Annotated in this window: 31 protein-coding genes; 16 read left to right on the forward strand and 15 right to left on the reverse strand. The window is 71.1% G+C overall.

Going from position 1 to position 25,252, the window contains the following annotated elements; all coding sequences use genetic code 11:
• Nucleotides 1-226 precede the first annotated feature (226 nt).
• The 6 genes from pstB to AMYTH_RS0129720 all read right to left on the reverse strand — a co-directional run bounded on the left by pstB (nt 227) and on the right by AMYTH_RS0129720 (nt 6,080).
• On the reverse strand, nt 227-1,003 hold the full coding sequence (gene pstB / locus AMYTH_RS0129695) for a phosphate ABC transporter ATP-binding protein PstB (protein WP_027933305.1): 777 nt from the start codon (nt 1,001-1,003) through the stop codon (nt 227-229).
• 10 nt (nt 1,004-1,013) lie between these two features.
• Nucleotides 1,014-1,940, reverse strand: a complete 927-nt coding sequence (gene pstA, locus AMYTH_RS0129700) for a phosphate ABC transporter permease PstA (protein WP_027933306.1) — start codon at nt 1,938-1,940, stop codon at nt 1,014-1,016.
• A complete protein-coding gene (gene pstC / locus AMYTH_RS0129705) occupies nt 1,940-2,863 on the reverse strand; it encodes a phosphate ABC transporter permease subunit PstC (protein WP_017985791.1) in 924 nt (307 codons plus the stop codon). Before pstC ends, pstA begins: the two co-directional genes overlap by 1 nt.
• A gap of 196 nt (nt 2,864-3,059) precedes the next feature.
• Nucleotides 3,060-4,187, reverse strand: coding sequence for a phosphate ABC transporter substrate-binding protein PstS (pstS, locus tag AMYTH_RS0129710; protein WP_027933307.1), 1,128 nt, complete (start codon nt 4,185-4,187; stop codon nt 3,060-3,062).
• A gap of 215 nt (nt 4,188-4,402) precedes the next feature.
• Nucleotides 4,403-5,308: a mycothiol synthase gene (gene mshD / locus AMYTH_RS0129715; protein WP_027933308.1), complete on the reverse strand. Its 906-nt coding sequence runs from the start codon at nt 5,306-5,308 to the stop codon at nt 4,403-4,405.
• Nucleotides 5,309-5,327: 19 nt separating this feature from the next.
• Nucleotides 5,328-6,080 (reverse strand): winged helix-turn-helix transcriptional regulator, encoded by a 753-nt coding sequence (locus tag AMYTH_RS0129720; protein ID WP_017985788.1) that lies wholly within the window; start codon nt 6,078-6,080, stop codon nt 5,328-5,330.
• 211 nt (nt 6,081-6,291) lie between these two features.
• Here AMYTH_RS0129720 and AMYTH_RS0129725 point away from each other — a divergent pair, with 211 nt between their 5' ends.
• The 8 genes from AMYTH_RS0129725 to AMYTH_RS0129765 all read left to right on the forward strand — a co-directional run bounded on the left by AMYTH_RS0129725 (nt 6,292) and on the right by AMYTH_RS0129765 (nt 12,370).
• The gene (locus tag AMYTH_RS0129725; RefSeq protein ID WP_167344620.1) at nt 6,292-7,170 is read left to right on the forward strand and encodes an LmeA family phospholipid-binding protein; all 879 of its coding nucleotides are present in this window, start codon (nt 6,292-6,294) and stop codon (nt 7,168-7,170) included.
• Between the two features lie 7 nt (nt 7,171-7,177).
• The gene (locus tag AMYTH_RS0129730; protein ID WP_027933310.1) at nt 7,178-7,612 is read left to right on the forward strand and encodes a TlpA family protein disulfide reductase; all 435 of its coding nucleotides are present in this window, start codon (nt 7,178-7,180) and stop codon (nt 7,610-7,612) included.
• An 804-nt stretch (nt 7,613-8,416) separates the two neighbouring features.
• Nucleotides 8,417-8,848, forward strand: a complete 432-nt coding sequence (locus AMYTH_RS0129735; protein ID WP_026153632.1) for a DUF4395 domain-containing protein — start codon at nt 8,417-8,419, stop codon at nt 8,846-8,848.
• A gap of 39 nt (nt 8,849-8,887) precedes the next feature.
• The gene (locus AMYTH_RS0129740; RefSeq protein WP_027933311.1) at nt 8,888-9,727 is read left to right on the forward strand and encodes a sulfurtransferase; all 840 of its coding nucleotides are present in this window, start codon (nt 8,888-8,890) and stop codon (nt 9,725-9,727) included.
• A gap of 2 nt (nt 9,728-9,729) precedes the next feature.
• Nucleotides 9,730-10,038 (forward strand): DUF1416 domain-containing protein, encoded by a 309-nt coding sequence (locus AMYTH_RS0129745; protein ID WP_026153631.1) that lies wholly within the window; start codon nt 9,730-9,732, stop codon nt 10,036-10,038.
• A 240-nt stretch (nt 10,039-10,278) separates the two neighbouring features.
• The gene (locus tag AMYTH_RS0129755) at nt 10,279-10,893 is read left to right on the forward strand and encodes a heme-binding beta-barrel domain-containing protein (RefSeq protein WP_027933312.1); all 615 of its coding nucleotides are present in this window, start codon (nt 10,279-10,281) and stop codon (nt 10,891-10,893) included.
• Between the two features lie 5 nt (nt 10,894-10,898).
• Nucleotides 10,899-11,510, forward strand: a complete 612-nt coding sequence (locus AMYTH_RS0129760; RefSeq protein ID WP_027933313.1) for a 5-oxoprolinase subunit B family protein — start codon at nt 10,899-10,901, stop codon at nt 11,508-11,510.
• Complete coding sequence (locus tag AMYTH_RS0129765) at nt 11,507-12,370, forward strand: 5-oxoprolinase subunit C family protein (RefSeq protein WP_027933314.1); 864 nt, start codon at nt 11,507-11,509, stop codon at nt 12,368-12,370. Before AMYTH_RS0129760 ends, AMYTH_RS0129765 begins: the two co-directional genes overlap by 4 nt.
• Here AMYTH_RS0129765 and AMYTH_RS0129770 read toward each other — a convergent pair.
• Nucleotides 12,361-13,206 carry an aminodeoxychorismate lyase gene (locus AMYTH_RS0129770; RefSeq protein ID WP_027933315.1) on the reverse strand — a complete coding sequence of 282 codons (846 nt, stop codon included), beginning with the start codon at nt 13,204-13,206 and terminating at the stop codon, nt 12,361-12,363. The two genes, AMYTH_RS0129765 and AMYTH_RS0129770, sit on opposite strands and share 10 nt — an antisense overlap.
• A gap of 30 nt (nt 13,207-13,236) precedes the next feature.
• On the opposite strand from AMYTH_RS0129770, the gene ygfZ reads away from it, so the two are divergent.
• Both ygfZ and AMYTH_RS0129780 read left to right on the forward strand, forming a co-directional pair.
• Complete coding sequence (gene ygfZ, locus AMYTH_RS0129775) at nt 13,237-14,364, forward strand: CAF17-like 4Fe-4S cluster assembly/insertion protein YgfZ (RefSeq protein ID WP_027933316.1); 1,128 nt, start codon at nt 13,237-13,239, stop codon at nt 14,362-14,364.
• 49 nt (nt 14,365-14,413) lie between these two features.
• Nucleotides 14,414-14,974 (forward strand): RsiG family protein, encoded by a 561-nt coding sequence (locus AMYTH_RS0129780; protein ID WP_027933317.1) that lies wholly within the window; start codon nt 14,414-14,416, stop codon nt 14,972-14,974.
• Between the two features lie 7 nt (nt 14,975-14,981).
• On the opposite strand, the gene AMYTH_RS45925 is transcribed toward AMYTH_RS0129780, so the two are convergent.
• Nucleotides 14,982-15,383, reverse strand: coding sequence for a hypothetical protein (locus AMYTH_RS45925; protein ID WP_063630411.1), 402 nt, complete (start codon nt 15,381-15,383; stop codon nt 14,982-14,984).
• Nucleotides 15,384-15,505: 122 nt separating this feature from the next.
• Nucleotides 15,506-16,405 carry a hypothetical protein gene (locus AMYTH_RS0129790; RefSeq protein WP_027933318.1) on the reverse strand — a complete coding sequence of 300 codons (900 nt, stop codon included), beginning with the start codon at nt 16,403-16,405 and terminating at the stop codon, nt 15,506-15,508.
• A 198-nt stretch (nt 16,406-16,603) separates the two neighbouring features.
• Between AMYTH_RS0129790 and AMYTH_RS0129795 the strand changes: the two genes are divergently transcribed.
• The 4 genes from AMYTH_RS0129795 to AMYTH_RS45930 all read left to right on the forward strand — a co-directional run bounded on the left by AMYTH_RS0129795 (nt 16,604) and on the right by AMYTH_RS45930 (nt 19,364).
• Complete coding sequence (locus AMYTH_RS0129795; protein ID WP_017985773.1) at nt 16,604-16,801, forward strand: DUF3073 domain-containing protein; 198 nt, start codon at nt 16,604-16,606, stop codon at nt 16,799-16,801.
• A 97-nt stretch (nt 16,802-16,898) separates the two neighbouring features.
• The gene (locus tag AMYTH_RS0129800) at nt 16,899-17,759 is read left to right on the forward strand and encodes a 3-hydroxybutyryl-CoA dehydrogenase (RefSeq protein WP_084022707.1); all 861 of its coding nucleotides are present in this window, start codon (nt 16,899-16,901) and stop codon (nt 17,757-17,759) included.
• Between the two features lie 2 nt (nt 17,760-17,761).
• Complete coding sequence (locus AMYTH_RS0129805) at nt 17,762-18,652, forward strand: Gfo/Idh/MocA family protein (RefSeq protein WP_027933319.1); 891 nt, start codon at nt 17,762-17,764, stop codon at nt 18,650-18,652.
• Nucleotides 18,653-18,782: 130 nt separating this feature from the next.
• Complete coding sequence (locus AMYTH_RS45930) at nt 18,783-19,364, forward strand: VanZ family protein (RefSeq protein WP_051362854.1); 582 nt, start codon at nt 18,783-18,785, stop codon at nt 19,362-19,364.
• Here the strand turns inward: AMYTH_RS45930 and AMYTH_RS0129815 are convergent.
• On the reverse strand, nt 19,328-20,317 hold the full coding sequence (locus tag AMYTH_RS0129815; protein WP_027933320.1) for a helix-turn-helix transcriptional regulator: 990 nt from the start codon (nt 20,315-20,317) through the stop codon (nt 19,328-19,330). The two genes, AMYTH_RS45930 and AMYTH_RS0129815, sit on opposite strands and share 37 nt — an antisense overlap.
• A gap of 62 nt (nt 20,318-20,379) precedes the next feature.
• On the opposite strand from AMYTH_RS0129815, the gene AMYTH_RS0129820 reads away from it, so the two are divergent.
• On the forward strand, nt 20,380-20,949 hold the full coding sequence (locus tag AMYTH_RS0129820) for a DinB family protein (protein WP_027933321.1): 570 nt from the start codon (nt 20,380-20,382) through the stop codon (nt 20,947-20,949).
• Between the two features lies 1 nt (nt 20,950).
• Nucleotides 20,951-21,388 (forward strand): VOC family protein, encoded by a 438-nt coding sequence (locus AMYTH_RS0129825; RefSeq protein WP_027933322.1) that lies wholly within the window; start codon nt 20,951-20,953, stop codon nt 21,386-21,388.
• 69 nt (nt 21,389-21,457) lie between these two features.
• Here AMYTH_RS0129825 and arfB read toward each other — a convergent pair whose 3' ends face one another.
• The 5 genes from arfB to AMYTH_RS0129850 form a co-directional block, all read right to left on the reverse strand.
• Complete coding sequence (gene arfB, locus AMYTH_RS0129830) at nt 21,458-21,895, reverse strand: alternative ribosome rescue aminoacyl-tRNA hydrolase ArfB (protein ID WP_027933323.1); 438 nt, start codon at nt 21,893-21,895, stop codon at nt 21,458-21,460.
• Nucleotides 21,876-22,946 carry a phosphoribosylformylglycinamidine cyclo-ligase gene (gene purM, locus AMYTH_RS0129835; RefSeq protein ID WP_017985765.1) on the reverse strand — a complete coding sequence of 357 codons (1,071 nt, stop codon included), beginning with the start codon at nt 22,944-22,946 and terminating at the stop codon, nt 21,876-21,878. The genes arfB and purM overlap by 20 nt, the downstream gene beginning before the upstream one ends.
• 29 nt (nt 22,947-22,975) lie before the next feature.
• On the reverse strand, nt 22,976-24,490 hold the full coding sequence (gene purF / locus AMYTH_RS0129840; protein WP_020421419.1) for an amidophosphoribosyltransferase: 1,515 nt from the start codon (nt 24,488-24,490) through the stop codon (nt 22,976-22,978).
• Between the two features lie 134 nt (nt 24,491-24,624).
• Complete coding sequence (locus AMYTH_RS0129845; protein ID WP_027933324.1) at nt 24,625-25,005, reverse strand: hypothetical protein; 381 nt, start codon at nt 25,003-25,005, stop codon at nt 24,625-24,627.
• Entirely contained in the window at nt 24,992-25,231 is a 240-nt protein-coding gene (locus AMYTH_RS0129850) for a DUF397 domain-containing protein (protein ID WP_027933325.1), read from the reverse strand. Before AMYTH_RS0129850 ends, AMYTH_RS0129845 begins: the two co-directional genes overlap by 14 nt.
• Nucleotides 25,232-25,252 lie beyond the last annotated feature (21 nt).

Raw genomic sequence — 25,252 nt, forward strand, 5'->3', positions numbered from 1 at the left:
GGGCTGGAACGAGGAGGTGCTCCACGCGACCGGCGGTTCCGGTGCGGATGTTCGACCGGCCCGGCGGTGCGATCGAGCCCGCGTTCGAGGTGACGAACCGTGGCGGCCGGTCATCAGGCAGACGTTCCCGCGGTCGAGAACCGCACCGCCGTGGGCAGGACCCCGCTGCCCTGAAAGAAGAACGACCCCCTCAGCACCAACCGAGGGGGTCGTCCGAGCACGACGATCAGCCGAACCGGCCCGAGATGTAGTCCTCGGTCGCCTTCTCGTTCGGGTTGGAGAAGATCTTCTCCGTGTCGTTGATCTCGACGAGCCGTCCGGGCTGGCCGACGCCGGCGAGGTTGAAGAAGGCCGTCTGGTCCGACACCCGCGCCGCCTGCTGCATGTTGTGCGTGACGATCACGATGGTGTAGTCCTTCTTCAGCTCGGCGATCAGGTCCTCGATCGCGAGCGTCGAGATCGGGTCCAGCGCCGAGCACGGCTCGTCCATCAGCAGGACGTCGGGGCGCACGGCGATGGCCCGCGCGATGCAGAGCCGCTGCTGCTGACCGCCGGAGAGGCTGCCGCCCGGCTTGTTGAGCCGGTCCTTGACCTCGTTCCACAGGTTCGCGCCGCGCAGCGCCCGCTCGGCGATCTCGTCGAGTTTCTTCTTGTTCTTCGTGCCCGCCAGCCTCAGCCCGGCCACCACGTTGTCCCGGATGGACATCGTCGGGAACGGGTTGGGCCGCTGGAACACCATGCCGATCGTGCGGCGGACCTGCACCGGGTCGACCGAGGACGCGTAGATGTCCTCGCCGTCGAGCAGGACCTCACCCTCGACCCGCGCGCCCGGGATGACCTCGTGCATCCGGTTCAGCGTGCGCAGCACGGTCGACTTGCCGCAGCCCGACGGGCCGATGAAGGCCGTGACGTTCCGCGGCGGCACGGACAGCGTGACGCTGTCGACGGCGTGGAACTTGCCGTAGTAGATGTCGAGGTCCTTGACGTCGATTCGCTTGGCCATTGCGGAACGCTCACTTCTTCTTCGGGGCGACCAGGCGGGAGACCACCGTGGCGATCAGGTTGATGAGGGCGATGATGATGACGAGGGTCAGCGCGGCGCCCCAGATCCGGTCGAATCCGACGCTACCCGGTTCCATGGAGTTCGTGGCCCGCTCGGTGTTCATCAGCAGCGGCAACGACGCCTGGTTGTCACCGAACAGGTCCCAGTTGACGTACGCCGAGTAACCGACCAGCACCAGCAGCGGCGCGGTCTCGCCCATGACGCGGGCCAGCGCCATCATGACACCGCTGATGATGCCGGACAGGGCCGTCGGCAGGACGATCTTCATGATCGTCTTCCACTTCGGCACACCCAGCGCGTAGGACGCCTCGCGCAGGTCGTCCGGCACGATCCGCAGCATCTCCTCCGCGGAGCGCACGACGACCGGGATCATCAGCAGCACCAGGGCCAGCGACACGGCGAAGCCGCTGCGCGGCAGGCCGAACGTGGTGATCCACAGCGCGTAGATGAACAGCGCGGCCACGATCGAGGGGACACCGGAGAGGATGTCCACCATGAACGTGGTGACCTTGGCCAGCCGGGTGTCCCGCCCGTACTCCACCAGGTAGATGGCGACCAGCAGGCCGAGCGGCACCGAGATGATCGCGCACATCAGGCCCTGTTCGAGCGTGCCGATGATGGCGTGCAGGACACCACCGCCGACCTCGTCGGACAGGACCGAGCCGAAGTCCTGGCTCCACCAGTTGGTGTACGGGATGCGCTTGATGCCGTTCGCGATCACCGTGTAGAGCACCCACACCAGCGGGGCGACGGCGATCAGGAACGACAGCCACACCAGCACCGTGGCGAGCGCGTTCTTGGCCTTGCGGCCCGTGCTGACCTGCTGGAACGCCGGCGGCGACGCCAGCCGTTCGGTCTCGGACAGTGTCGAGGTCATCAGTCCGCCTTCCGCTCGCCGATGATCGTCCGGGCCGCGAAGTTCACCGCGAAGGTCAGGACGAACAGCACCAGACCGGCCGCGATGTAGGCGCCGGCCGACGTGGGGTTGTTGAACTCCGCGTAGTTCGCGGCGATCTGCGACGCGAACGTCGCGCCACCGTCGAACACGCTCCAGTCGAAGAAGTGCCCGCGGGGGATGTACAGGATGACGGCCAGCGCGATCGTCTCGCCGAGGGCGCGGCCGAGGCCGAGCATCGACGCACCGACGTAACCGGCCTTCCCGAACGGCAGCACCGTCGTCCGGATGACCTCCCAGCGGGTGGCGCCGAGCGCGAGCGCGCCCTCGATGTGGGCGGTCGGCGTGCGCTCGAACACCTCGCGGGACAGCGACGTGATGATCGGCAGCAGCATCACCGCGAGCACCACGCCCGCCGTGAAGATCGTGCCCGAGTAGTTCGGGAACACGTTGCCGGTGCCGAAGATCGGGATGAAGCCGAGGGTCTCGTTCAGCCACTGCGACACCGGCGCCATCTTCGGCGCCAGCACGAGGATGCCCCACAGACCGAAGATGATCGAGGGCACCGCGGCCAGCAGGTCGACCACGTAGGCGAACGGCCGCGCCAGCCGGCGCGGGGCGTACTGGGTCAGGAACAACGCGATGCCCAGCGAGATCGGCATCGCGATGATCAGGGCCACCAGCGAGGTGTAGATCGTGACCAGCAGCAGGTCCAGGATGCCGAACCGCAGGTGGGTGGGGTCGCCGGTCTCCCAGATGCGGGAGGTGAGGAAGTTGACCTCGTTCGCGCCCAGTGCCGGAATCGCCTGCACCAGCAGGAAGATCCCGATCAGCGCGATGAGTGCGACGACGAAGATGCCCGCGCCGGTGCTCAGGTTCTTGAAGATGCGGTCACCCGGCCGCACCTTCGCGGTCTTGTTCGGTGAGGCCAGTGAGGGGGTTCGCTCAGTGGCCGGTGGTTGCGCCGTAATCGGGGGCCTCCGGGAGTGGTCTAGACGCAAGCGGACGCCCACCGGTGTCGCCGGTGGGCGTCCGCCTCGCGAGTGACTCGCTCATCAGTTACTCAGTGCAACCCGTTCTGGGGTGGCAGTCAATCAATCGTCAGGAGATCGCGTTGATCGAGGTCAGCACCTTGTCCTGCAGGGACTGCGGGAGCGGCACGAAACCCTTCTCGGCGATCGGCTGCTGAGCGGTGGTGGCAGCCACGGTCAGGAACGCCTTCATCGCCTTGGCGGTGTCGGCGTCGTAGCCCTTCGAGCAGACGATCTCGTAGGTGGTCAGCAGCAGCGGGTACGCGCCCGGGGTGTTGCTGGCGTAGATGGCCTTGAGGTCCATGGCCAGGTCGTTGCTGCCCGGGGTGCGGAAGGTCGCGGCGTCGAGCGCCTTGGCCACGTTCTCCGGGGTCAGCTCGACGGCGCCGGAGCCGCTGTCCAGCTTGGCGGCGCTCAGGCCGTCCTTGACGTAGGACGACTCGATGTAGCCGATGGCGCCGTCGGCGGCCCGGATGCCCGAGGCGACACCGTTGGAGCCCTGGGCGCCGTTGCCGACGCCGCCCTTGAAGGCCTTGCCGGTGCCCTGCGTCCAGGCGCCCTTCGAGGCGGCCTCGAGGTAGGTCTGGAAGTTGTCGGTGGTGCCCGACTCGTCCGACCGCGAGAACACCTGGATCGGCTTGTCCGGCAGGTTGACGCCCGCGTTGAGGGCGGCGATGGCCGGGTCGTTCCACTTGGTGATCTGGCCGTTGAAGATCTTGGCCGTGACCTCGCCGTTCAGCGTGAGCGAGGAGACGCCGTCCAGCTTGTAGGCGATGGCGACCGGGCCGACGACCAGCGGCAGGTTCCACGCCTCGCCACCGGCGCAGCGCTCGTTGGCCTTGGTCTGCTCGTCACCGGCCTTCAGCGGCGAGTCCGAGCCGCCGAAGTCGACCTGCTTCGCGGTGAACTGCTTGACGCCGGAGCCGGAGCCGGTCGCGTTGTAGTTCACGATCTGGCCGGGGCAAGCCTTGGTGTACTGCTGGGCGAAGATGTCCACCGCGGTCTTCTGGGCCGTCGAGCCCTCGCCGGTGAGCGGCGACTTGCCACCGCACTCGACGTTCGCGGTCGCGGTCGGCGCGGTCGCCGCACCCGAGAGCTGGGTGTTGCCCGTCGACGCCGGGTCGGTGCCACAGGCCGCGAGCACGAGGGCAGCGCTCGCCGCGATGCCGAGAGCACCCATCGGCCGCATGATCTTCACTTCATGTCCTCCAGCTAGTGATAACCATTCGTCGCAACCGGACATTAGGCAGCACGGGTGGACGCGCCCCTCTATACAGATGAACGCAAAGTGAACAAGGCCGCCAATGTGAGCGGGACAACGTCACCCGAACGGGCGTCGTGTCCGGCCCGTGACCTGCGGGTACATGTTCCGTGATGGAAGGTTGGCGGAGGGTTAACGTAACGGAACGCTGATCACCGTTCGTACTGGACGTCGACCTCGTGACGAGCGAAACCGAGTCGCGAATAAACGGCTATCGCGGGCGCGTTGTCGCCTTCCACGTACAAGATCACCTGGGACAGGCCGCGGTCGCGGAGGTACCGCAGGCCGGCCAGCGTCAGCGCTTTGCCCAGCCCGCCGCCCTGCGCGCCCGGGTCGACGCCGACGACGTACACCTCGCCGGTCTCCCGGCCGCCGAACCGGCGCGGGTTGGCCGGGTGCACCTTCGTCCAGTGGAAGCCGAGCAGCTTGCCCGTGCTGTCCTCGGCGAGGAAGAACCCGTCCGCGTCGAACCAGTCCGCCGACTCCTCGGCGCGCAGGTCGTCGACCGTGAGCCTGCCCTGCTCGGGGTGCCAGTCGAAGGCGCGGGCGTTGACCTCGATGACCGCCTGCTCGTCCTGGCCGGGCACGAAGGTGCGCAGCGAGACGCCCTCGGGCAGCCGGGGCTCCGGCCAGTCCGGGTCGACCGGGGTGTGCATGACCAGCAGCTCGCGGGCGCGCGAAAAGCCCGCTCGTTCGGCGAGGGCGGCGGCCCCGGGGTGGTCGCCGTGCGCCCAGATGCGCAGCGGCGCGCCGCCGGCGCGGTCGACGAGGGCGGACAGCACCTCGGTGCCCACGCCGCGGCGCCGGTGGTCCGGGCGCACGATCAGCTCGGCAACCTGGCGGCCGAACGCGTCCCCGGAGGTGTCCAGGTGGGCGTACCCGGCGAGCACGCCGTCCGCGCGGGCCAGCAGGTGCGGACCGGACGCGAACTCGCCCGGCAACGGCTCGCCGGGGGAGATGTCCGGTCGCCCGTCCACCTCGCGGGCGGCGAGCAGCAGCTCACGCACCTCGCGGGTGGTCGTCTCGTCCAGTTCGTCGACCCACACCACTGTCAGCACGGATTCACGCTATCCCTGATCAGGGGGTGGAGAACTCCGTGGACAGCTCGCTCGGGTCGAAGTTGAGCGAAGTCACGCCGGGCTTGGCGCCTGCCTTGGCCGGGCGCTCGAACTTGTAGCCGACGTTGCGCACGGTGCCGATCATCTGCTCGTGCTCGGGGCCGAGCTTGGCGCGCAGGCGCCGGACGTGCACGTCGACGGTGCGGGTGCCACCGAAGAAGTCGTAGCCCCAGACCTCCTGCAGCAGCTGGGCACGGGTGAACACCCGGCCGGCGTGCTGCGCGAGGTACTTGAGCAGCTCGAACTCCTTGTAGGTGAGCTCGAGGGTGCGGCGGCGCAGCCGCGCGGTGTACGTCGCCTCGTCGATCACCAGGTCGCCGACCCGCAGCTCGGTGTCCACCTGGGTGGCGCCGCCGTCGCGGGTGGTCGCCAGCCGCAGCCGGGCGTCGACCTCGGCCGGGCCCGCGGTGGGGAGCAGGATGTCGTCGGTGCGCCACTCGGCGCTGACCGCGACCAGACCGCCCTCGCCGATGACCGCGATGATCGGCGTGCTGCCCTCGTCCTCGCCGGTGCCCTTCAGCAGCCGGCAGAGGCTCTTGGCGGACGCGAGATCGGTGCGCGCGTCCAGCAGGATGACGTCCCGGTGGCCCGCGTCGAGGAGCGCGGTGACCTCCGGCGCCCGGACGCGTACCGTGTGCGGCAGCAGGTCGAGAGCTGGCAGGACTGCGGTGGCTTCCGCCTCGGAAGTGAGTACGAGCAGGTCCAGGCTCATCGCCACACCGCCTTCTTGCTAGTCCGTAGCCTTTGAGCGCCCCTGGTCTTAGCGGACAAGACTAGCGGGTGAACTGGTGGAAACCACCTGCTCTGCAGCCACCGTCACACTGACGTCACACTGTTGACCCGTAGCCTCGGGCTGTCCAGGACCCGGACACGAGACAGATCGGACACGAAGAGTGAGCAGACCTGCGACCCAGGACCGAGCCGTGCCACCAGCGGGATCGCGCCGCCGTGGACGCCGCGCCCGCCGCATCGTCATCAGTCTCGTCGTGCTGCTCGCGCTCCTGGTCGGGGCCGATTTCGGGCTCGCCGCGTACGCCGAGCACACGGTGTCGCAGAAGGCCCGCGAGCAGCTGAAGCTGAGCGACGACCCGTCCGTGACGATCCACGGTTTCCCGTTCACCACGCAGGCGATCGGCGGCGACTACGGGCACATCTCACTGTCCGCGTCCGGCGTGCCGATCAAGGACCTGCAGGACGTCGGTGTGACGGCCGACCTCTACGACGTCACAGCGCCGCTGTCCGACCTGGTCAACGGCAACACCGATGCGATCGACATCGGCCGCCTGGAGGCCCAGGTCACGATCAAGGCCAGCGACATCAACAAGGTGGACCCGCTGACCAAGGTCGACGACCTGCGGATCGAGCCGTCCAGCATCGAGTACGTGGAGACCGGCCAGGACGCCGACAGCGGCACCGACAGCGGCTCCGGCGACCAGCAGGGCCAGGACGGCACGACCGAGGAGGAGCAGGACAAGTCCAGGGCGGGCATCCGCATCTCCGGGTACGTGCAGATCGCGGGCCAGCAGCTGGAGATCTTCTGCTTCGCCATGATCGAACTGCACGGCACGGCGATCGACATCGTGCCCAAGCGGCTGCAGTACGGGAATGACAAGGAGACGACCGTTGTTCCCGAAGCTGTGCAGCAGGCCCTGCTGCCGAACTTCAAGGCCACGATCGACACCGGCAACCTCCCGTTCGAGGTCACCCCGACGGCGGTACAGGTGAACAGCGGTTCGGTCACCATCAAGGGCGAGGCCAAGAACGTGACGTTCAGCGGGGCGACCAGCTCTACCGGAGGGTGAGGCGCGGATGACGGGCGTGTGGGTCGTGCTCGGCACGCTGGTGGTCGCGGCTGTCGCGGGTGGCCTGCTCAAGGCGCGCAACGGTCGCGTCCGGGCGGCTCGCCGGGCGCCCGCGGCCGGGCTGCCCGAGCCGGTCGCCGCGGCGCTCGACACCGGCGCCAGCGTCACCCTGGTGCAGATCTCCACCACGTTCTGCACCCCGTGCCGGCACACCCGCGCCCTGCTCGGCCCGCTGGCCGAGCGCACCGACGGCCTGAACCACGTCGAGCTGGACGTGACGAACCAGCCGGAGGTCGCGCAGGCGCTGGGTGTGCTGCGCACGCCCACCACGATCGCCTACGGATCCGACGGCACCGAGCTGCTGCGCGTCGGCGGCGTGCCGAAGGCTCCCGCGCTGCTCGAGGCCCTCGCGCCGCACCTCCCGGCCCGTGTGACGGATTGACACGTCGCTGAGCTGGGCTGAGTGCGCCCTCGCGCCTTCCGGCGGGTGTGATCGGCTGACACGCCGCCGGCTGCGCTGAGAAAGCCCACGTGCCGCGCCTTCCGGCGCGGGCGGCGGAGTGATATGCCGCTGAGCGCGCTGTGGGCGGCGCCTCGCGCCGCATCTGCCGCCGCGCGTGGCGGAGTGACCTACCGCTGGTTGCGTTGAGGGTGCCCTCGTGCCGCGCCTTCGGGCGGGTGTGGCGGGGTTGGCTTGCCGCTGGCCGGGCTGCTGGTGGCCCTGGTGCTGCGCCTTCCCGCCGCGCGTGGCGGAGCCACCCCCCGCTGGCCGGGCTGTTGGTGACCCTCGCGCCGCACTTCCGGCCCGCGCGACCGGGGGTCAAGCCGCTGACCTCGGCTCTTGGTTGCACTGCCGTCGAGCCTTCCGACGGGCGTGGCGGAGTGACTTGCCGCCGGCCGCGCTGCTCCCGGCTTCGCGCCGCACCTCCCGGCCCTCACGCCGCACCTCCCGGCCCCATGTGGCGGAGCGACACACCGCTGACCTGGGTCGAATTTTTTTCTTGGATCGTGGGAATGCTCTCACTGGGTGGACGCCACTCCCACTTTCAGGGACGTCCGGGTAGCCTGACGCTCGTGTGCAGGCTGCCCCTCACTCTGCTGACGCAACGTCGCGCGGTCGACTTCTGCCGCGTGCGCAGCAGCCTGTGTCTGCCCTAGCGGGTCCGCCTCAGCCGTACCCGCTTCTCCCCCCGCCGGAAAAACCCATTCCGACGCGCGCTCACGCGCGCCCCGCCAGGGAGGTGACATGTCAGCAGGCCCAGCCGTAGACCCCCGTGGACCGCGCTTCGCGGCCGTCATCACGACCGTCGTGCTCGCGGTGGTCCTGATCACGGGGTGGTGGCCGCTGCTGGCCGTCCAGACGGTCGTGTTCGCGATCGGCGCGTTCATCGGCCTCAAGCCGGCCCCGTACTCGCTGCTCTACCGCTACCTCGTGGCGCCCCGGCTCGCGCCGACGTCCGAGCGGGAGGACGCGGCGCCGCTGCGGTTCGCCCAGGCGGTCGGGTTCGTGTTCGCGCTGGTCGGCACCGTCGGCTACGCCACCGGGGTCACCGCGCTCGGCATCGTCGCGACGGCGTTCGCGCTGTTCGCGGCGTTCCTCAACGCGGCCTTCAACTTCTGCCTCGGCTGCGAGATGTACCTCCTGATCCGGCGCGTCGCGCCGAGCCAGGCTTCCTGACAGTCCACCCACGAGAAGAAGAAAGCGAGTAGTGCTCTCATGAGCCGTGAAGACGTCCTGGTCACCACGCAGTGGGCCGAGGAGAACCTGAACACCCCCGGCGTGGTCTTCGCCGAGGTGGACGAGGACACCACCGCCTACGACGGCGGCCACATCCGCGGCGCGGTCAAGATCGACTGGAAGACCGAGCTGCAGGACCCGGTCCGCCGCGACTTCGTCGACAAGGCGGGCTTCGAGGCCCTCCTGTCGGAGAAGGGCATCTCCAACGACGACCTGGTCATCCTGTACGGCGGCAACAACAACTGGTTCGCCGCGTACGCGTACTGGTACTTCAAGCTGTACGGCCACGACAAGGTCAAGCTGCTCGACGGCGGCCGCAAGAAGTGGGAGCTGGACGGCCGCGAGCTGACCTCCGACGAGGTCAAGCGCGAGCGCACCAACTACGTCGCCAAGGAGCCGGACACCTCGATCCGCGCCTTCCGCGACGAGGTCGTCGACGCGATCGGCACCAAGAACCTGGTCGACGTCCGCTCGCCCGACGAGTTCTCCGGCAAGCTGCTGGCCCCGGCGCACCTGCCGCAGGAGTCGGCGCAGCGCGGCGGCCACATCCCGACGGCGCTGAACGTGCCGTGGGCCAAGACCGCGAACGAGGACGGCACCTTCAAGACCGCCGAGGAGCTCACCGAGCTCTACAACGAGGCGGGCCTGGACACGTCCAAGGCGACCATCGCCTACTGCCGCATCGGTGAGCGCTCCAGCCACACCTGGTTCGCGCTGCACGAGCTGATCGGGCTCGAGGACGTGAAGAACTACGACGGTTCGTGGACCGAGTACGGCTCGCTGGTCGGCGTGCCGATCGAAACCGGAACGGGGAAGTGACGATGAGTGCTGACGGTTGCGGCGCGCCGGTCCAGACGGCGACGCCCGCGGACATCGACACGAACGGGCAGGTCGTGGTTGCCGGCAAGGTCGTCGGCGGCGACGGCCCGGTCGGCGGCGCCTACGTGCGCCTGCTGAACGGTGACGGCGACTTCGCCGGCGAGGTCCAGGCCTCCCCGGAGGGCGACTTCCGGTTCTACGCCGCGCCCGGCGCCTGGACGGTGCGCGCCCTGCACCGCTCCGGCAACGGCGAGGCCTCGGTGACCGCCGAGGGCCCCGGCCTGCACCAGGTCGCGATCTCGGTCGGCTGATTCCCGCCTCGACGGCCACCCCCGCGCACGCCGCGGGGGTGGCCGTCGTCGTACCCGGACGAACCCGGCGCCGGGCGTGGCGCTCACCACGCGGGTGCGGGGCGAGTGAACCCCCTGCCGGCGGCTATCCTGCTGGACGTGGAGATCCTGTTTACGACGCTGCTGGTGCTCGCCGGCATCGCGATCCTCTGGTTCACCGTGTACGTCGTCTACCGGCTGTACGCCGACCAGCGCTGACCGATGACATCCGGCGATGACGCCGTCGCAGCCGCCGCCGAGCGGGCCGAGTCGACGCGCGGGCGCAACCTGCCGCAGTTCGACGACCTGCCGATCCCGGTGGACACCGCGAACCTGCGCGAGGGCGCGAACCTGAACGACGCCTGCCTGGCGCTGCTGCCGCTCGTCGGCGTGTGGCGCGGGGAGGGCGAGGTCAACTACCCGACCATCGAGGGCCCCCGGCGGATCGCGCAGCAGCTCACCATCGCGCACGACGGTCGCCCGTTCCTCTACCACGAGGCCCGTTCCTGGCTGCTCGACGACGACGGCAACGTGATCCGCGCCGCCGCCCGCGAGGTCGGCTGGTGGCGCCCGCAGGCCGACGACACGCTCGAACTGCTGCTGGCCCACAACACCGGCATCATCGAGGTCTTCTACGGCAAGCCGCGCACCCAGACGTCCTGGGAGCTGGGCACCGACGCGGTCGTGCGCACCTCCACCGCCAAGGAGGTCACCGGCGCGCAGCGGCTCTACGGTCTGGTCAACAACGGCGACCTCGGCTACGTCGAGGAGCGCGCGATGGTCGGCCAGCCCATGCAGCCGCACGTCTCGCTGTACCTCAAGCGCGTAGTGGGCTAGCCCGCGTGCGCTGGCTGCGCTACGGCCCGGACGCCGCGCTCGTCGAGTGCGAGTCGCTGGGCGAGATGAGCGCCGTCCGTGCCGCCGTGGTCGCCGCGGGCCTGCCCGACCTCGTCGAGGTCGTGCCGGGTGCGCGCACCGTGCTGATCGCCGCGCGCCCGGGCTCCACGGGGCTCGCCGAAGCCCGCAGGTTCGTGGAATCAGCAGACCTGGACGGCGGGAACGGCGGCGAGCCGCGGGAGATCACCATCGACGTCCGCTACGACGGCGAGGACCTCGACCTGGTCGCGCGCACCGCGGGCATCACCGCCGCCGAGGTCGTCGAACTGCACACCGGCGCCACCTACACCGTCGCGTTCACCGGGTTCGCCCCCGGGTTCGGCTACCTCACCGGCCTGCCCGAACCGCTCCGCCAGTCGCGTTTGGACACTCCACGCACGCGCGTCCCGGCCGGGTCGGTCGCCATCGCGGGCGAGTTCACCGGTGTCTACCCGCGCTCGTCGCCCGGCGGGTGGCGCCTGCTCGGGCACACCGACGCCGTCCTGTTCGATAGCCGCGCCGAGCGGCCCGCCCTGCTCGCACCCGGTGACCGGGTGCGGTTCCGGAGGATCGGGTGAGCCGCGCACTGGAGGTCGTCGCGACCGGTCCGCTCGCGCTCGTGCAGGACCTCGGCCGCCCCGGGCACGCGCACCTCGGCGTGCCGCCGTCCGGCGCCCTCGACGTCCCGGCGCTGCGGCTCGCGAACCGGCTCGTCGGCAACCCGGAGGGCGCGGCCGGGATCGAGTCGCTGCTCGGCGGGCTCACCGTGACGGCCCGCGCGTCCTGCACGGTCGCGGTCACCGGCCCGCCGGTCGCGGTCGCCGTCGACGGCCGCCCGGCAGGCTCGCACGTGCCGGTCCACCTCGCCGCGGGGCAGACCCTGAGCATCGGGCGCCCGGACACCGGCCTGCGCTGCTACCTCGCCGTCTCCGGCGGCATCGACGTCGAACCCGAGCTGGGCAGCCGCTCGCGCGACGTGCTGTCCGAGATCGGCCCACCGCCACTGGAGCCGGGCGCCGTGCTGCCACTGGGTGCGCCGGCCGGGATCCCGGACGGCGCCGATACCGTCACCGCCCCGCCGAACCCGCCCGACCTGGTCGTCCCGGTCGTCCTTGGCCCGCGCGACGACTGGTTCGGCAACGCCGCCCACCAGCTGTCCGCGCCGTGGACGGTGACCAGCGAGTCCAACCGCGTCGGCCTGCGCCTGGACGGTCCGGCGCTGCGGCGCACCGACGCGCGCGAGGGCGAGGAGCTGCCCAGCGAGGGCGTGATCACCGGCGCGATCCAGGTGCCGCCGAACGGGCTGCCGGTGGTGTTCCTCGCCGACCACCCGACCACCGGCGGCTACCCGGTGATCGCCGTCGTCGTGCCGCGGGCGCTGCCCGCGCTCGCGCAGGCCCGGCCGGGCACGACGATCCGCTTCCGCCCCTACGCGTAGAGGGCTTCGTAGGCCTGGGCCAGCTCGGCGTGGATCGCCGAGGAGTCCCGCAGCGGCTGGTGGTCCAGGGTGTGCACGCGGGTCAGCTTCCGCACCGAGGACGCGAGGAACACCCCGTCCGCGCTGTGCAGGTCGGGCGTCCGGATCATCTCGATCTTGGTCGACCAGCCCGCCCGCTCGGCGGCGCGGAACACCGCCGCCTGCGTGGTGCCGGGCAGGATGCCGATGCCGGCCGGCGGGGTGTAGAGCGTGCCGCCACGCGCGATGATGACGTTCGACGTCGGGCCCTCCAGCACGGAGGTCAGGTCGCCGGCGGTGAAGATCACGTCGTCCGCGCCGCGGCGGGCGGCCTCCCGCACGGCTGCCATGTTGACCGCGTAGGACAGCGACTTCGCGCCCAGCAGCAGCCACGGCGCGCGCTCGGCCAGCCCCGGGTCGATGCCGCGTTCCAGGGTCACCACGGCGACCCCCTCGTCGCGGGCGCGCAACACCTTCGGGTCGATTTCGATCCCGAGCGCGAAGGCCGTCGGCTCGCCCTCGGGGTCGGTGCCGCGGGTGTACACGAGCTTCAGTGCGAACTCCCGGCCGCCGGACCAGTTGTCGATCACGGCCTGCGCGGCCCGCTGCCACGCCGCGTCGTCCGGCTCCGGCAGGTCCAGCATGGATGCCGACCGCGCCATCCGGTCCAGGTGCGGGCGCAACTCACGGGCCTTCCTGTCGGCTACCAGGACCGTTTCGAAGACGCCGTCGCCACGCATCAGGCCGAGGTCTTCGACCCGGATGTGCGGTTCGTCCGGATCGGCCAGGTTCCCGTTCAGGAAAGCGAGTACGCGCATGCGGTCACCGTACTCACCTAACATCGGGGTATGCCGCTCGTTTCTCCGCTCCTCGCCGCGCCGGGCGCCATCGCGCCGCCGGACGACCACCCCGAGCAGGGCGTGCCCTGGCACTGGGGCGACCCGTTCGCCGAGCAGCGCACCGCCGCGCGCAGCGTCGCCGTCGTCGACCGCTCGCACCGCGAGGTGCTGGAGGTGACCGGCACGGAGCGGTTGTCCTGGCTGCACCTGGTGATCTCGCAGCACGTCACCGAGCTGGCCGAGGGCACCGGCACCGAGGCGCTGGTGCTGGACAGCCAGGGGCACGTCGACACGCACATGGTCCTCGCGCACGTCGGAGAGGCCGTGTACCTGGACACCGACCCGGGGCCGGAGGCGACCAGCGCGCTGCCCAAGGGCGGCAAGCAGACCCTGCGCGAGTACCTCGAAGCGATGAAGTTCTGGTCCCAGGTCGAGATCAAGGACGTCAGCGACGAGCTGGCGATCCTCACCGTGCTCGGCCCGGAGGCCGGCCGGGTGCTGTCCGCTTTGGACATCGAACTGGGCGCCGAGCCGTACTCCGTCGTGCCGGTCGGCCGCGGCTTCGCCCGGCGCATGCCCTGGCCCGGACGGTCCAGCGTGGACCTCGCCGTGCCGCGCGGCGAGCTGGCCGACTGGTGGCGCCGCATCACCGACGCGGGCGCGCGCCCGGCAGGCACCTGGGCGTTCGACGCGTTGCGGGTCGAGTCGCTGCGGCCGCGGCTGGGCGTGGACACCGACGGGAAGACGATCCCGCACGAGGTGAACTGGATCGGCAGCGCCGCGCACGTCGCCAAGGGCTGCTACCGCGGGCAGGAAACCGTGGCGAAGGTGTTCAACGTCGGCCGCCCGCCGCGCCGGATGGTGCTGCTGCACCTGGACGGCTCACCGGAGATCTACCCGGAGACCGGGGACCCGGTGAAGCTCGGTGAGCGCGTCGTCGGGCGGGTCGGCAGCGTCGCCCAGCACCACGAGCTGGGGCCGATCGCGCTGGCCCTGGTCAAGCGGTCCGCGCCGGTGGACGCCGAGCTGCTCGCCGGGGACGAGGACCGGGTCGTGCAGGCCGCGGTCGACCCCGATTCGGTGCCCGCCGAAGGCGCCGCGCCCGGCCGGGAGGCCGCCGCTCGCCTGCGCGGGTGATAACGCACCCGCCCTGGCGCCTGGGCCCGGCATGGAGCACTATGTCCCGGTGATCGAAGTCCGGCCGGGCGGACGCCGTCGCATCGACCGTGTCCTGGACCCCGCCTACGTGCGGGGCCTCGCCGACCTGTCGCTCGGGCAGCTGCGTGAGCGCCGGGACGAGGCTGCCCAGGAGGAGACCGATCTCTCCTACCTGCGGCGGCTGCTGCACGCGCGGATCGACATCGTGCGGGCCGAGCAGGAGCGGCGGCGCTCCGGCGGCGAGAGCATCGTGGACCAGCTCGCCACGATCCTGTCCGACAACGCGCTGCGCCCGGCGCGCGGCTCGGGCCGGTACCAGCAGCTGGAGCCCTCCCGCGCCGGTGAGTACCGGCGCCAGGCCGAGGCGCTGGTGGGCAACGCCGACCTGACCGACGTGGGTGCGCTCTCCGACGAGAAGCTGGCCGCGACCCTCGACGACTACCGGGGCGAGGAGGCGTCGGTGTCGCAGCGCCGTCGCGAGGTGCAGGCCGTGGTCGACCAGCTGAACGCCGAGATCGCCGCCCGCTACGCGAAGGGCTCGGCCTCCGTGGACGACCTGCTGGCCGCGGAGCGGGCGGACGACGTCTGAACCGGCGTCAGTGGTCGTTGACGAACGGGCTCTCCGGCTTCTCGCTGGAGTTGAGGGTCGTGCCCCAGTACTGGACCCAGATCTCCTTGCCCTCGGGCAGGTTGTACTTGCCACCCTCGCTGGCCCGGTGGGACACGCAGCTGCCGCTGCCCGTGGAGACCTTCATCGAGTACCGCGGGTCGGTGCCGACCCAGACGTCGGCATAGGCCGGCTTCCCGTTCGCGGACGTGTCGCAGACGGAGATGATGTCGCCGTATTCCTCGACGTAGACGACGACCCCGGTGCCCCGGAAGGTGTGATCCCAGCTGCCGCCGGGCGGATCGACGGTCGCGGAGGCGCTTCCGGTGGTGGCGAGGACTGCCGCGGTGGTGAACGCGACGGTGGCCGCGGTGAGCTGAGCGATTCGCATGGCGTCCGCTAGGTTTTGCAAGCGTTGCAAAACCTAGCGCCGGGAGCTGACGCCTTCCGATCATCGAAGTCCTGGCGGTAACTGCTCGTCCGGTGATCAGTACTGGTCAGGTACGGGGCGTCCTAGTTGAAGTGCTCGCGGGCCGCCAGCTCGGACCAGTAGTCACGTAGGTCGGTGAACAGCTCGGCGATCTGCTCGATGTCGCCGGAACGCAGGGCGTCCATGATGCTGTGCACCTCCTCCGCGCTGGTGTCCGACTCCAGCACCGGGTCGGCGATCAGCTGCACCAGCCCGCCGTAGTCCAGCTCGACCGCCGACGCCGGGTCGAAGTTCGTCAGCCACCGGGCGGTCTCCGCCAGGATCCGCGCCGGGCCGGAATCGCCGAGGGTCTCCTCCACCAGCTCTCGCGCCTCGGCCACCCGCTGGGTCGCGTCGCCCATCGCCACGCGCCAGGAGACCTCCCGTTCCGGGTCGTCCGGGCCCGAGCCCAGGTTCAGCCTGCGGTGCTTCGGGTCGACCAGCGCGAACCAGGGCAGCGGCACGGTCCAGGTGGTGGACAGGACGTGCACGGCGGCCTGCGGCAGATCACCGAGCGCCGAGCTGGCCCTGGCCTTCAGCTTCTCCTCGCTCACGCCGGCCGAGTCGATCACCGCGGCGTGCAGCGACGGGTGCGCGTCGCCGAGGAAGCTCACCAGCGCTGCGGCCGAGCGGGCCCGCACCTCCAGCGGGCACACGAGCGGGCCGGGCCCGACCTTCGCGCCCGTGTCGGTGGGGACCTCGGCCGGGTCGAGCACCAGCACGTCGGCGTTCGGCAGCGCCCGCCCGCCGGGCAGCTCGCCGGGCAGCAGCCGGACGGGAGTGGTGGTCTGTGACTTCAACCACATGAGCTGTTCCCGCTCGGCGGCGGCCGCGCGGCTCAGCTGGGCCTGTTCGACGGCTTTGCGCAGCCCCGCGGGGGGAGGGTCGCCGAACGCGGACAGGGGCTCGTACACCCGGAGGTAGGCCACGAACGGTCGGAGCACCGTTGAATCGTGGCACGTCGCCGCCCGGTCGCGACCACCGACCGGCGCAATCCCCGACACTGTCGTGACAAGCACACGAAGCCACGTCGCATTGGACCCCTCGGACAGGGTACGGTGTCACCAGGAACCAATTGTCGAGACGATGCGGGGCCGCCGATTCCCCCGGCCGCCCCGTTCCCTGTGCGAGGGGGTCGAGCCATGGGGCGCGGCCGGGCCAAGGCCAAGCAGACGAAGGTGGCGCGAGAGCTCAAGTACAGCACTCCCGACACAGATTTCGCTGCGCTTCAGCGCGAGCTGTCAGGACAGTCCTCCAATTCTCATCCTCGTGAAGAGGACGAGAAGTACGAGGACCCGTACGACCCGTACGCCGACGAGTACGACGACTACCGTCGTTGACGTCTGACCAGCACACGAGGGTGGGTCCGGTCGTGACCGGAACCCGCCCTCGTGTGTTGTGTCATGCGTCGTCGGGCGCCGGAACTGGAGAGGTGCGATGGCGGACATCCAGCGAGTAGGCGTGGTCGGAGCCGGTTTGATGGGCTCCGGGATCGCCGAGGTGCACGCGCGTGCGGGTGCGGACGTGACGATCACCGAGGTCAACCAGCCGGCGCTCGACGCCGGTCGCGCGCGCATCGAGAAGTCGCTGCAGCGCGCGGTCAAGGCGGGCAAGCTGAGCGCCGAGGACGCCGACGCGGCGCTCGGGCGGCTCACTTTCACCACCGACATCGCCTCCTTCGCCGACCGCGACCTCGTGATCGAGGCCGTGATCGAGCAGGAGCAGGCGAAGGTCGAGGTGTTCCGCTCGCTCGACAAGATCGTCGAGCGGCCGGACGCGGTGTTCGCCTCGAACACCTCATCCATCCCGATCATGAAGCTGGGCATGGCGACGAGCCGTCCGCAGCAGGTGATCGGCATCCACTTCTTCAACCCGGTCCCGGTGCTGCCGCTGGTCGAGCTGGTGCCGTCGCTGCTGACCGGTGAGGACACCGTGAAGCGCGCGGACGAGCACGTGACCGGCTCGCTCGGCAAGACGGTGATCCGGTCGCAGGACCGCGCCGGGTTCATCGTGAACGCGCTGCTCGTGCCGTACCTGCTGTCGGCGATCCGGATGATCGAGTCGGGCTTCGCCTCGGCCGAGGACATCGACCGCGGCATGGAGCTGGGCACCGCGCACCCGATGGGTCCGCTGCGCCTGTCCGACCTGATCGGGCTGGACACGATCAAGGCGATCGCGGAGTCGATGTACGAGGAGTTCAAGGAGCCCCTCTACTCGCCGCCGCCGCTGCTGCTGCGCATGGTCGACGCCGGGCTGCTGGGCAAGAAGAGCGGCCGCGGCTTCTACTCCTACTCCTGATCGTGGACGAACCGCTGCGCGTCGGGCTGGTCGGCGCGGGTCCGTGGGCCCGCACCGTGCACGCGCCCGGCCTGGCCGACCACCCGTCGACGCGGTTGAGCGCGGTGTTCACGCGCCGCGAGGAGGCCGCGCGGGAGCTGGCGCAGCCGTACGACGCCGAGGTGTGCACCAGCCTGGACGACCTGCTCGGCCAGGTCGACGCCGTCGCCTTCGCGGTGCCGCCGTCGACGCAGGCCGAGCTGGCGGTCGAGGCGGCCAAGGCGGGCAAGCACGTCATCCTGGAGAAGCCGATCGCCGCGGACGTCGCGGGCGCCGAGCGGCTGGCCGACGCCGTGGCCGGCGCGGGCGTGGCGAGCCTGGTGATGCTGACCCTGCGCTACGCCACCGCGACGCGGGACTGGCTGGCCGGTCTCGCCGCGGCGGGCGGCTGGAGCGGCGGTGGCGTGCGGTGGCTGTCCGGCGGTCTGCTCGGCGGCGCGTACGCGGCGTCGCCGTGGCGGCAGGCGGACGGCGGCACGCTGGCCGACGTCGGGCCGCACGCCTTCGACCTGCTCGACGCCGCGCTCGGCACGATCGAGCGGGTGCGCTCGGCGCACCGCGGGCCCAACGACCTGTGGCACGTCGTCTTCGAGCACGCGGGTGGCGCACTGAGCTCGGCCACGTTGTCGTTGCGGCTGCCGATGCGGCCGACGGTCGTCGAGTTCGCCGTCTACGGCGAGCACGGCTACCGCACGCTGGGCCGCAAGGAGGGCGGCGCCGCCCAGTCCTACACCGCGATGCTCGACGACTTCGCCGCGATGGTCGACACCGGCACCACGTCCCACCCGTGCGACGTGCACCGTGGCCTGCACATCCAGCGGCTGCTGGAAAACGCCCTGTCACTCGCGCGTTAACACAGGATCCCGGCAAGGTCCGGGAGGGTGATCGGCGCGTCGAGAAGATCACCGCAAAGAGCACCCCTTCGGACCTGCCGTTTTCCCGGCCCGCTGCGAAGATCGTTTGCAGGCGGGGAAGGGGATTCGCGTGGGGATTCTGGTCTCGAGCTTCGGGGTGCTGGCCCCGGTCACGATCATCGCCAGTCCGTTCGCCCTGTTCGCGTGGCGGTTCCTGGCCCGTCGGCGGAGCCGGACCAGGCCGATGTGGGTCGCCGCGTCGACCGCCGGGATCGACGTCGGCGCCGTCCTGCTCGCCGCGCTGGTGCTGGCGCTCACCATGATCCCGGTCGGCGCGAGCCGGACCAGCTCGCTGCACCTGGTGCCGGGCTCGGACATCCTGACCGAGTTCACCGACGACGGCTCGCTGTGGCAGATCGCCGGAAACCTGCTGTTGCTGGCTCCGCTCGGCGCGCTGCTGCCGCTGCGGCTGGCCCGCCTGCACTCCGTCGCGCGGGTGGCGTGGGCCGCGCTGGCCGCGTCCGCGGCGATCGAGCTGACCCAGTTCGCCCTGCACCTCGGCCGCGTCACCTCCACCGACGACGTCCTGCTGAACACCCTGGGCGCGGCGGCCGGAGCCACCCTGAGCTGCGGTTGGATGCGGGATCGCGAGGCGCTCGGGATTCCCGCGCCGCGTCAGTCCGCGCCCGGCAAGCGCCCGGTGGGGGTCTGAGTGTCCCCGGCCATCGCGGCGACGCGTTCGGCGAGCCGGGCCGCGGCCTCGCGCAGCTCCGGCGGTTCGAGGATCTCCGCCTCGTAGCCCAGCCGGGCGACGTGCACGGCCAGCCAGTCCAGCTGGTCGCCGCCCGCGACGAGCAGGCACCACCCGTCCCGGTCCTCCTCGACGCGCCCGACCTGCGGCGGCACCAGGTCCCGCACCTCCTCGGCGCCGGCCCGCAGCCGCACCTTGGCGAGGTAGCGGTACGGCGCGGCGCTGACCGACCGCTGCACGTACGCCACCGGGTCGGGGTGCTCGCGCGGCCGGAAGCGCCAGGTCGTCGCCGTCACCTCGCGCATCCGGTCCAGCCGGAAAGTGCGCCAGTCGTCGCGGTCGACGTCCCAGGCCATCAGGTACCAGCGGCGGTTGGTGGCGACCATGCGCACCGGCTCGACCGTGCGCTCGCGGTCCTCGCTGCCCCGGCTGGAGTACCGGAACCGCACCCGCACCGCGTCCCGGCACGCGCGGGCGAGCGTGACCAGCAATTCCGCGTCGATCTCGATGCCCGCGACGAGCGTCTCGGTGGCTCCGTGCACCGCCCGCACCTCGGCGCGCAGCCGCGGCGGCATGACCTGGTCGAGCTTCGCGAGCGCCCGCAGCGCCGCGTCGCCGGCCCCGGCGACCGTGCCGCCGGACGCCAGCCGGAGCGACACCGCGGTCGCGATGGCCTCTTCGTCGTCGAGGAGCAGCGGCGGCAACCGGGTGCCCGCGCCGAGCTGGTAGCCGCCGCCGACGCCCGCCGTGGCGTGCACCGGGTAGCCGACCGCGCGCAGACGCTCCACGTCACGGCGCACCGAGCGGTCGGTGACGCCCAGCTCCGCGGCGAGTTCGGCGGCGGTCCAGGACGGCCGCCGCTGCAGCAGCGCCAGCAGCCGCAAGACCCGCTCGACGGTGGCTTCCACGCTCATGCCGGAATGGTTCCACAGATCGCGGAACGATCCTGTCCGCTATTGGTTGCATGCTTGTCCCCATGAACCTGAACCGACTGCTCCGCGACCAGATCGACTGGCACTGGACCAACCAGTTGCGCGACCGTCTCGCCGGGCTCACCGACGACGAGTACTTCTGGGAACCCGCGCCGGGCAGCTGGAACGTGCGCCCGCGCGGCACCGGCACCGCGCCGGTGCAGGCCGGGGCCGGGTCGGTGACCATCGACTTCGCGTTCCCGGAACCCGACCCGGCCCCGATCACGACGATCGCCTGGCGCCTCGGGCACGTGATCGTCGGCGTGCTCGCGGTGCGCAACGCCGCCCACTTCGGCCGCACCCCCACCGACTACCAGTCGTTCGAGTACGCGCCGACCGCCGACGAGGCGCTGGCCCAGCTCGACGCCGAGTACACGATGTGGATGAAGGGTGTGGAGTCGCTCGGCGAAGAGGGCCTCGCGCGCCCGTGCGGCGAGGCCGAGGGGCCGTACGCTGAATGGCCGATGGCCGCGCTGGTCCTGCACATCAACCGCGAGCTGATCCACCACCTGTCCGAAGTGTCCCTGCTCCGCGACCTGTACCTGCACACCCGGATCCACCAGGAGGCGAACTGACATGGCCCGCGAAATCCAGGTCACCTTCGACTGCGCCGACCCGGCCGCGGTCTCCGCGTTCTGGGCCGAGGCCCTCGGCTACGAGCTGCAGGCCCCGCCCGCCGGGTTCGACTCGTGGGACCAGGCGCTGGAGGCGATGGGCGTGCCGCCGGAGCGGCGCAACGACGCCTCCGCGGTGGTCGACCCCGACGGCAAGGGCCCACGGCTGTTCTTCCAGAAGGTGCCCGAGGGCAAGACGGTGAAGAACCGGGTGCACCTCGACGTGCGCGCGGCCCCCGGCCTCCGGGGCGACGAGCGGATGGCAGCGCTGGAAGCGGAAGCCGAGCGACTGACCGCCCACGGCGCGAAGCGGATCCACCGCCGGGAGCCGGCGCCGCCGATGGCGTTCGGGCACATCGTCATGGCCGACATCGAGGGCAACGAGTTCTGCCTGGACTAGCTGTGGACCACCACAGCAGGGTGGACGCTCACCGCAGTCACCGGGCTCACGACGCTACTGGCGACAGACCTAGTCGTCGAACCTGCCGCGGCGGCCGCGCTTGACGTCGCCCCGGCGCTTCTTCTCCGCCAGCCGTCGCTCCTTCGCGCCGCGCGACGGTTTGGTGGGGCGGCGCGGCGGCGGGGGTGGCGCGGCCGCTGCGCGCAGAACCGCCACCAGCCGCTCGCGCGCGGCCTCGCGGTTGGCCAGCTGTGCGCGGTGCTCGCTGGCCGCGATCGTCAGCACCCCGTCGACCAGGCGCGACCGCAACCGCTCCAGCAACCGCGGCCGCAGATCGTCCGGAATGGACGGCGACCGGGCCACGTCGAAGGACAGCTCGACCCGCGAGTCCGTGGTGTTCACGCCCTGACCACCGGGCCCGGACGAGCGGGAGAACCGTTCGCGCAGCTCGGCGGCCGGGATCACCAGCCGCCGGGAAACCTGCAGGTCAGAACCGGGGGTGGTCACCGGTCAGCACCGCGCGCGGGGCCTCGGTGTCCTCGGTCGTGCGGATCTCGCCCAGCACCCACGCCGGCACGTGCCGCGCGGTCAGCACCGCCAGCGCCCGGTCGACGTCTTCGGACCCGACCACCGCGACCATGCCGACGCCCATGTTGAACGTCTTCTCCATCTCGGCCCGCTCGACCTTGCCGCGCTGCTGGATCAACGCGAACACCGGCGCCGGCGTCCACGTGCTCCGCTCCAGCTCGGCGCGCAGCCCGGCCGGGATGACCCGCGCCAGGTTGGCCTCCAGCCCGCCACCGGTGATGTGCGCGAACGTGCGAACGTCGGCCTCGGCGGCCAGCGCCAGGCAGTCCTTGGCGTAGATCCGGGTCGGCTCGAGCATCTCCTCGCCGAGGGTGCGGCCGAACTCCTCGACGTGCCCCTCCAGCGGCATCCGCGCGATCTCCAGCAGCACGTGCCTGGCCAGCGAGTAACCGTTGGAGTGCAGCCCGGACGCGCCCATGCCGATGACCACGTCACCGGGGCGCACCCGCTCCGGCCCGAGCACCTCGGACGCCTCGACCACGCCGACCCCGGTGGCCGAGATGTCGTAGTCGTGCTCACCCATCAGGCCGGGGTGCTCGGCGGTCTCGCCGCCCAGCAACGCGCAGCCCGCCTGGACGCAGCCCTCGGCGATGCCCGCGACCAGCGCGGCGATCTTCTCCGGCACGACCCGGCCGACGGCGATGTAGTCCTGCAGGAACAGCGGCTCGGCGCCGGTGACGACCAGGTCGTCCACGACCATCGCGACGAGGTCGATGCCGACCGTGTCGTGCTTGTCGAGCGCCTGCGCGACCGCGATCTTCGTGCCGACACCGTCGGTGGACGACGCGAGCACCGGCTCCTTCCACCGGTCCAGCTTGAGGGAGAACAACCCGGCGAACCCGCCGACCCCGCCAAGCACCTCGGGCCTGCTCGCGCGCTCCGCGTGCGGTTTCAGCAGCTCGACCGCCTGGTCACCGGCTTCGATGTCGACGCCGGCTGCGGCATAGGTTGCGCTCGTGGACTCGCTCACGGCAAGCGGACTCCTGAACTCGACTGGACTCACGGACGCCGGACGGCATCCTCAGCACCGTACCCGGCCTGGGTGACGGTCCTGGCATCCGCCGGGTCGAGCCCTTCCAGCACGTACTTGCCGATCAGCGCGTCGTCCGGCAGCGGAATCGGGTACTGGCCGTCGAAGCAGGCCGTGCACAGCCGGGTCTTCGGCTGCTCGGACGCGGCGACCAGGCTGTCCAGCGAGACGTAGCCCAGCGAGTCGGCGCCGATCAGGCGGCGGATGCCCTCCAGGTCGGCGCCGTTGGCCACCAGCTCGGCCCGGGATGCGAAGTCGATGCCGTAGAAGCACGGCCAGCGCACCGGCGGCGACGCGATCCGGACGTGCACCTCGAGCGCGCCGGCCTCGCGCAGCATCCGCACCAGGGCGCGCTGGGTGTTGCCGCGGACGATCGAGTCGTCCACCACGACCAGCCGCTTGCCGCGGATCACGTCGCGCAGCGGGTTCAGCTTGAGGCGGATGCCCAGCTGGCGGATGGTCTGCGAGGGCTGGATGAAGGTGCGGCCGACGTAGCCGTTCTTGACCAGGCCCTGGCCGTACGGGATGCCGCTGGCCTGCGCGTACCCGATCGCCGCGGGGGTGCCGGACTCCGGCACCGGGATGACCAGGTCGGCCTCGACCGGGTTCTCCGCGGCCAGCCGCTTGCCGATGTCCACGCGGGTGGCGTGCACGCTGCGGCCGGCGATGGAGGTGTCCGGCCGGGCCAGGTAGACGTATTCGAAGACGCAGCCCTTGGGCTCCGGGCTGGCGAAGCGCGAGGACCGCAGGCCCTCGGCGTCGATGGCGATCAGCTCGCCCGGCTCGACCTCGCGGACGAACGACGCGCCGACGATGTCCAGCGCCGCGGTCTCGCTCGCGACGACCCAGCCGCGCTCCAGCCTGCCGAGCACCAGCGGGCGCACGCCGTGCGGGTCGCGGGCGGCGTACAGCGTCGACTCGTCGGCGAAGACCAGGCAGAACGCGCCGCGCAGGGTGGGCAGCAGGTCCAGCGCGGCGGCCTCGGTGCCCTTGTCCGCGGCGGCGTCCGCGAGCAGGCCGACGACCAGGTCGGAGTCGCTGGAGGAGCCGGTCAGCTCGCGGTGCGGCTTGAGGCCCGCGGCGCGGGTGCGGTCCCGCAGCTCGGCGGTGTTGACCAGGTTGCCGTTGTGGGCGAAGGAGATGCCGCTGCCGGTCGCCGTGTGGCGGAACATCGGCTGGGCGTTCTCCCAGGTCGAGGACCCGGTGGTGGAGTACCGGCAGTGCCCGACCGCGATGTGCCCCTGCAGCGAGGAGAGCACCTGCTCGTCGAACACCTGGCTGACCAGTCCGAGGTCCTTGAAGACCACGATCTGCTTGCCGTCCGAGACCGAGATGCCGGCGGCTTCTTGCCCACGGTGCTGGAGCGCGTACAGGCCGTAATAGGCCATCTTCGCGACTTCTTCACCGGGGGCCCAGACACCGAAGACACCGCACTCTTCTCGCGGTTCGCGCTCGGGCTGGTCGTCGATGTGGTGGGAAACCACGAAAGTGCTCCCTGGAGACGAGGGCAGGCCTACTCAAGTGTAGGTCGTGGACGATCGAAGTGACGCCCAGTGGTCAGTGGCGCTGGCCACTGACCACCGGGCGCCGACTCCCCCTCACGGGAGCGGCTTGCGGGTCAGCTCGCGGCGAGCCAGGTGGAGCGGCCGGTGCCGGTGGGCACCCAGCAGCCGCCGCGACCGGACGAGTCGTCCGGCGGCGCCGCGGCGTCGTCCGGCAGGGCGAGCAGCTCGTCCAGCACCGGGGCGGCCTCGCCCGCGGTGCGCCACAGCACCGTCCGCGGGGCGAGGACGTCGTCCTCGTCGCCGGGGATGCGAGTGGCGACCACGTCGTCCTCGGCGTTGAGGCGGACCACGTCGATCACCGCGTCGTGCGCGCGGACGCCGACGACCGCGATCACGGCGCCCTTCGCGTCGCGCGGGTGCACGAACTGGTAACCGCGGGCGATGAGGTCCTGCAGCAGGTCGTCGACGGACTTGGCCGTGTCAGTTGAGGACATCGTCGAACTCGCCGTCCTTCGCCCCCGCGACGAACGCGGCCAGTTCGTCGCGGGTGTAGATGAGCGCGGGGCCTTCGGGGTAGCGGGAGTTTCTGATGGCGAACCGGTCCGTGGACAGCTGGGCGAACTCGACGCAGTTGCCGTTGGCTCCGCTGCGTGCGCTCTTGCGCCAGGACGCGCCGGTGAGGGCGCCGGCGGGCATGCCGTTCACGAACTGCTCAGCCATACTTCCCCAACCTTCCGGGTC

Origin of the sequence: Amycolatopsis thermoflava N1165 (assembly GCF_000473265.1) — a bacterium.
Classification (GTDB): domain Bacteria; phylum Actinomycetota; class Actinomycetes; order Mycobacteriales; family Pseudonocardiaceae; genus Amycolatopsis_E; species Amycolatopsis_E thermoflava.

Bases quoted from the DNA above. Each gene is read 5' to 3' on its own strand.
- AMYTH_RS0129755 (WP_027933312.1), top strand. From the start codon at position 10,279: ATGACATCCGGCGATGACGCCGTCGCAGCCGCCGCCGAGCGGGCCGAG.
- AMYTH_RS0129730 (WP_027933310.1), top strand. From the start codon at position 7,178: ATGACGGGCGTGTGGGTCGTGCTCGGCACGCTGGTGGTCGCGGCTGTC.
- AMYTH_RS0129850 (WP_027933325.1), bottom strand. From the start codon at position 25,231: ATGGCTGAGCAGTTCGTGAACGGCATGCCCGCCGGCGCCCTCACCGGC.
- AMYTH_RS0129770 (WP_027933315.1), bottom strand. From the start codon at position 13,206: ATGCGCGTACTCGCTTTCCTGAACGGGAACCTGGCCGATCCGGACGAA.
- AMYTH_RS0129815 (WP_027933320.1), bottom strand. From the start codon at position 20,317: ATGAGCGTGGAAGCCACCGTCGAGCGGGTCTTGCGGCTGCTGGCGCTG.
- AMYTH_RS0129735 (WP_026153632.1), top strand. From the start codon at position 8,417: ATGTCAGCAGGCCCAGCCGTAGACCCCCGTGGACCGCGCTTCGCGGCC.
- AMYTH_RS0129845 (WP_027933324.1), bottom strand. From the start codon at position 25,005: ATGTCCTCAACTGACACGGCCAAGTCCGTCGACGACCTGCTGCAGGAC.
- AMYTH_RS45925 (WP_063630411.1), bottom strand. From the start codon at position 15,383: ATGCGAATCGCTCAGCTCACCGCGGCCACCGTCGCGTTCACCACCGCG.
- AMYTH_RS0129820 (WP_027933321.1), top strand. From the start codon at position 20,380: ATGAACCTGAACCGACTGCTCCGCGACCAGATCGACTGGCACTGGACC.
- AMYTH_RS0129740 (WP_027933311.1), top strand. From the start codon at position 8,888: ATGAGCCGTGAAGACGTCCTGGTCACCACGCAGTGGGCCGAGGAGAAC.
- pstB (WP_027933305.1), bottom strand. From the start codon at position 1,003: ATGGCCAAGCGAATCGACGTCAAGGACCTCGACATCTACTACGGCAAG.
- AMYTH_RS0129720 (WP_017985788.1), bottom strand. From the start codon at position 6,080: ATGAGCCTGGACCTGCTCGTACTCACTTCCGAGGCGGAAGCCACCGCA.
- AMYTH_RS0129800 (WP_084022707.1), top strand. From the start codon at position 16,899: ATGGCGGACATCCAGCGAGTAGGCGTGGTCGGAGCCGGTTTGATGGGC.
- ygfZ (WP_027933316.1), top strand. From the start codon at position 13,237: ATGCCGCTCGTTTCTCCGCTCCTCGCCGCGCCGGGCGCCATCGCGCCG.
- AMYTH_RS0129795 (WP_017985773.1), top strand. From the start codon at position 16,604: ATGGGGCGCGGCCGGGCCAAGGCCAAGCAGACGAAGGTGGCGCGAGAG.
- AMYTH_RS0129745 (WP_026153631.1), top strand. From the start codon at position 9,730: ATGAGTGCTGACGGTTGCGGCGCGCCGGTCCAGACGGCGACGCCCGCG.
- pstA (WP_027933306.1), bottom strand. From the start codon at position 1,940: ATGACCTCGACACTGTCCGAGACCGAACGGCTGGCGTCGCCGCCGGCG.
- AMYTH_RS0129825 (WP_027933322.1), top strand. From the start codon at position 20,951: ATGGCCCGCGAAATCCAGGTCACCTTCGACTGCGCCGACCCGGCCGCG.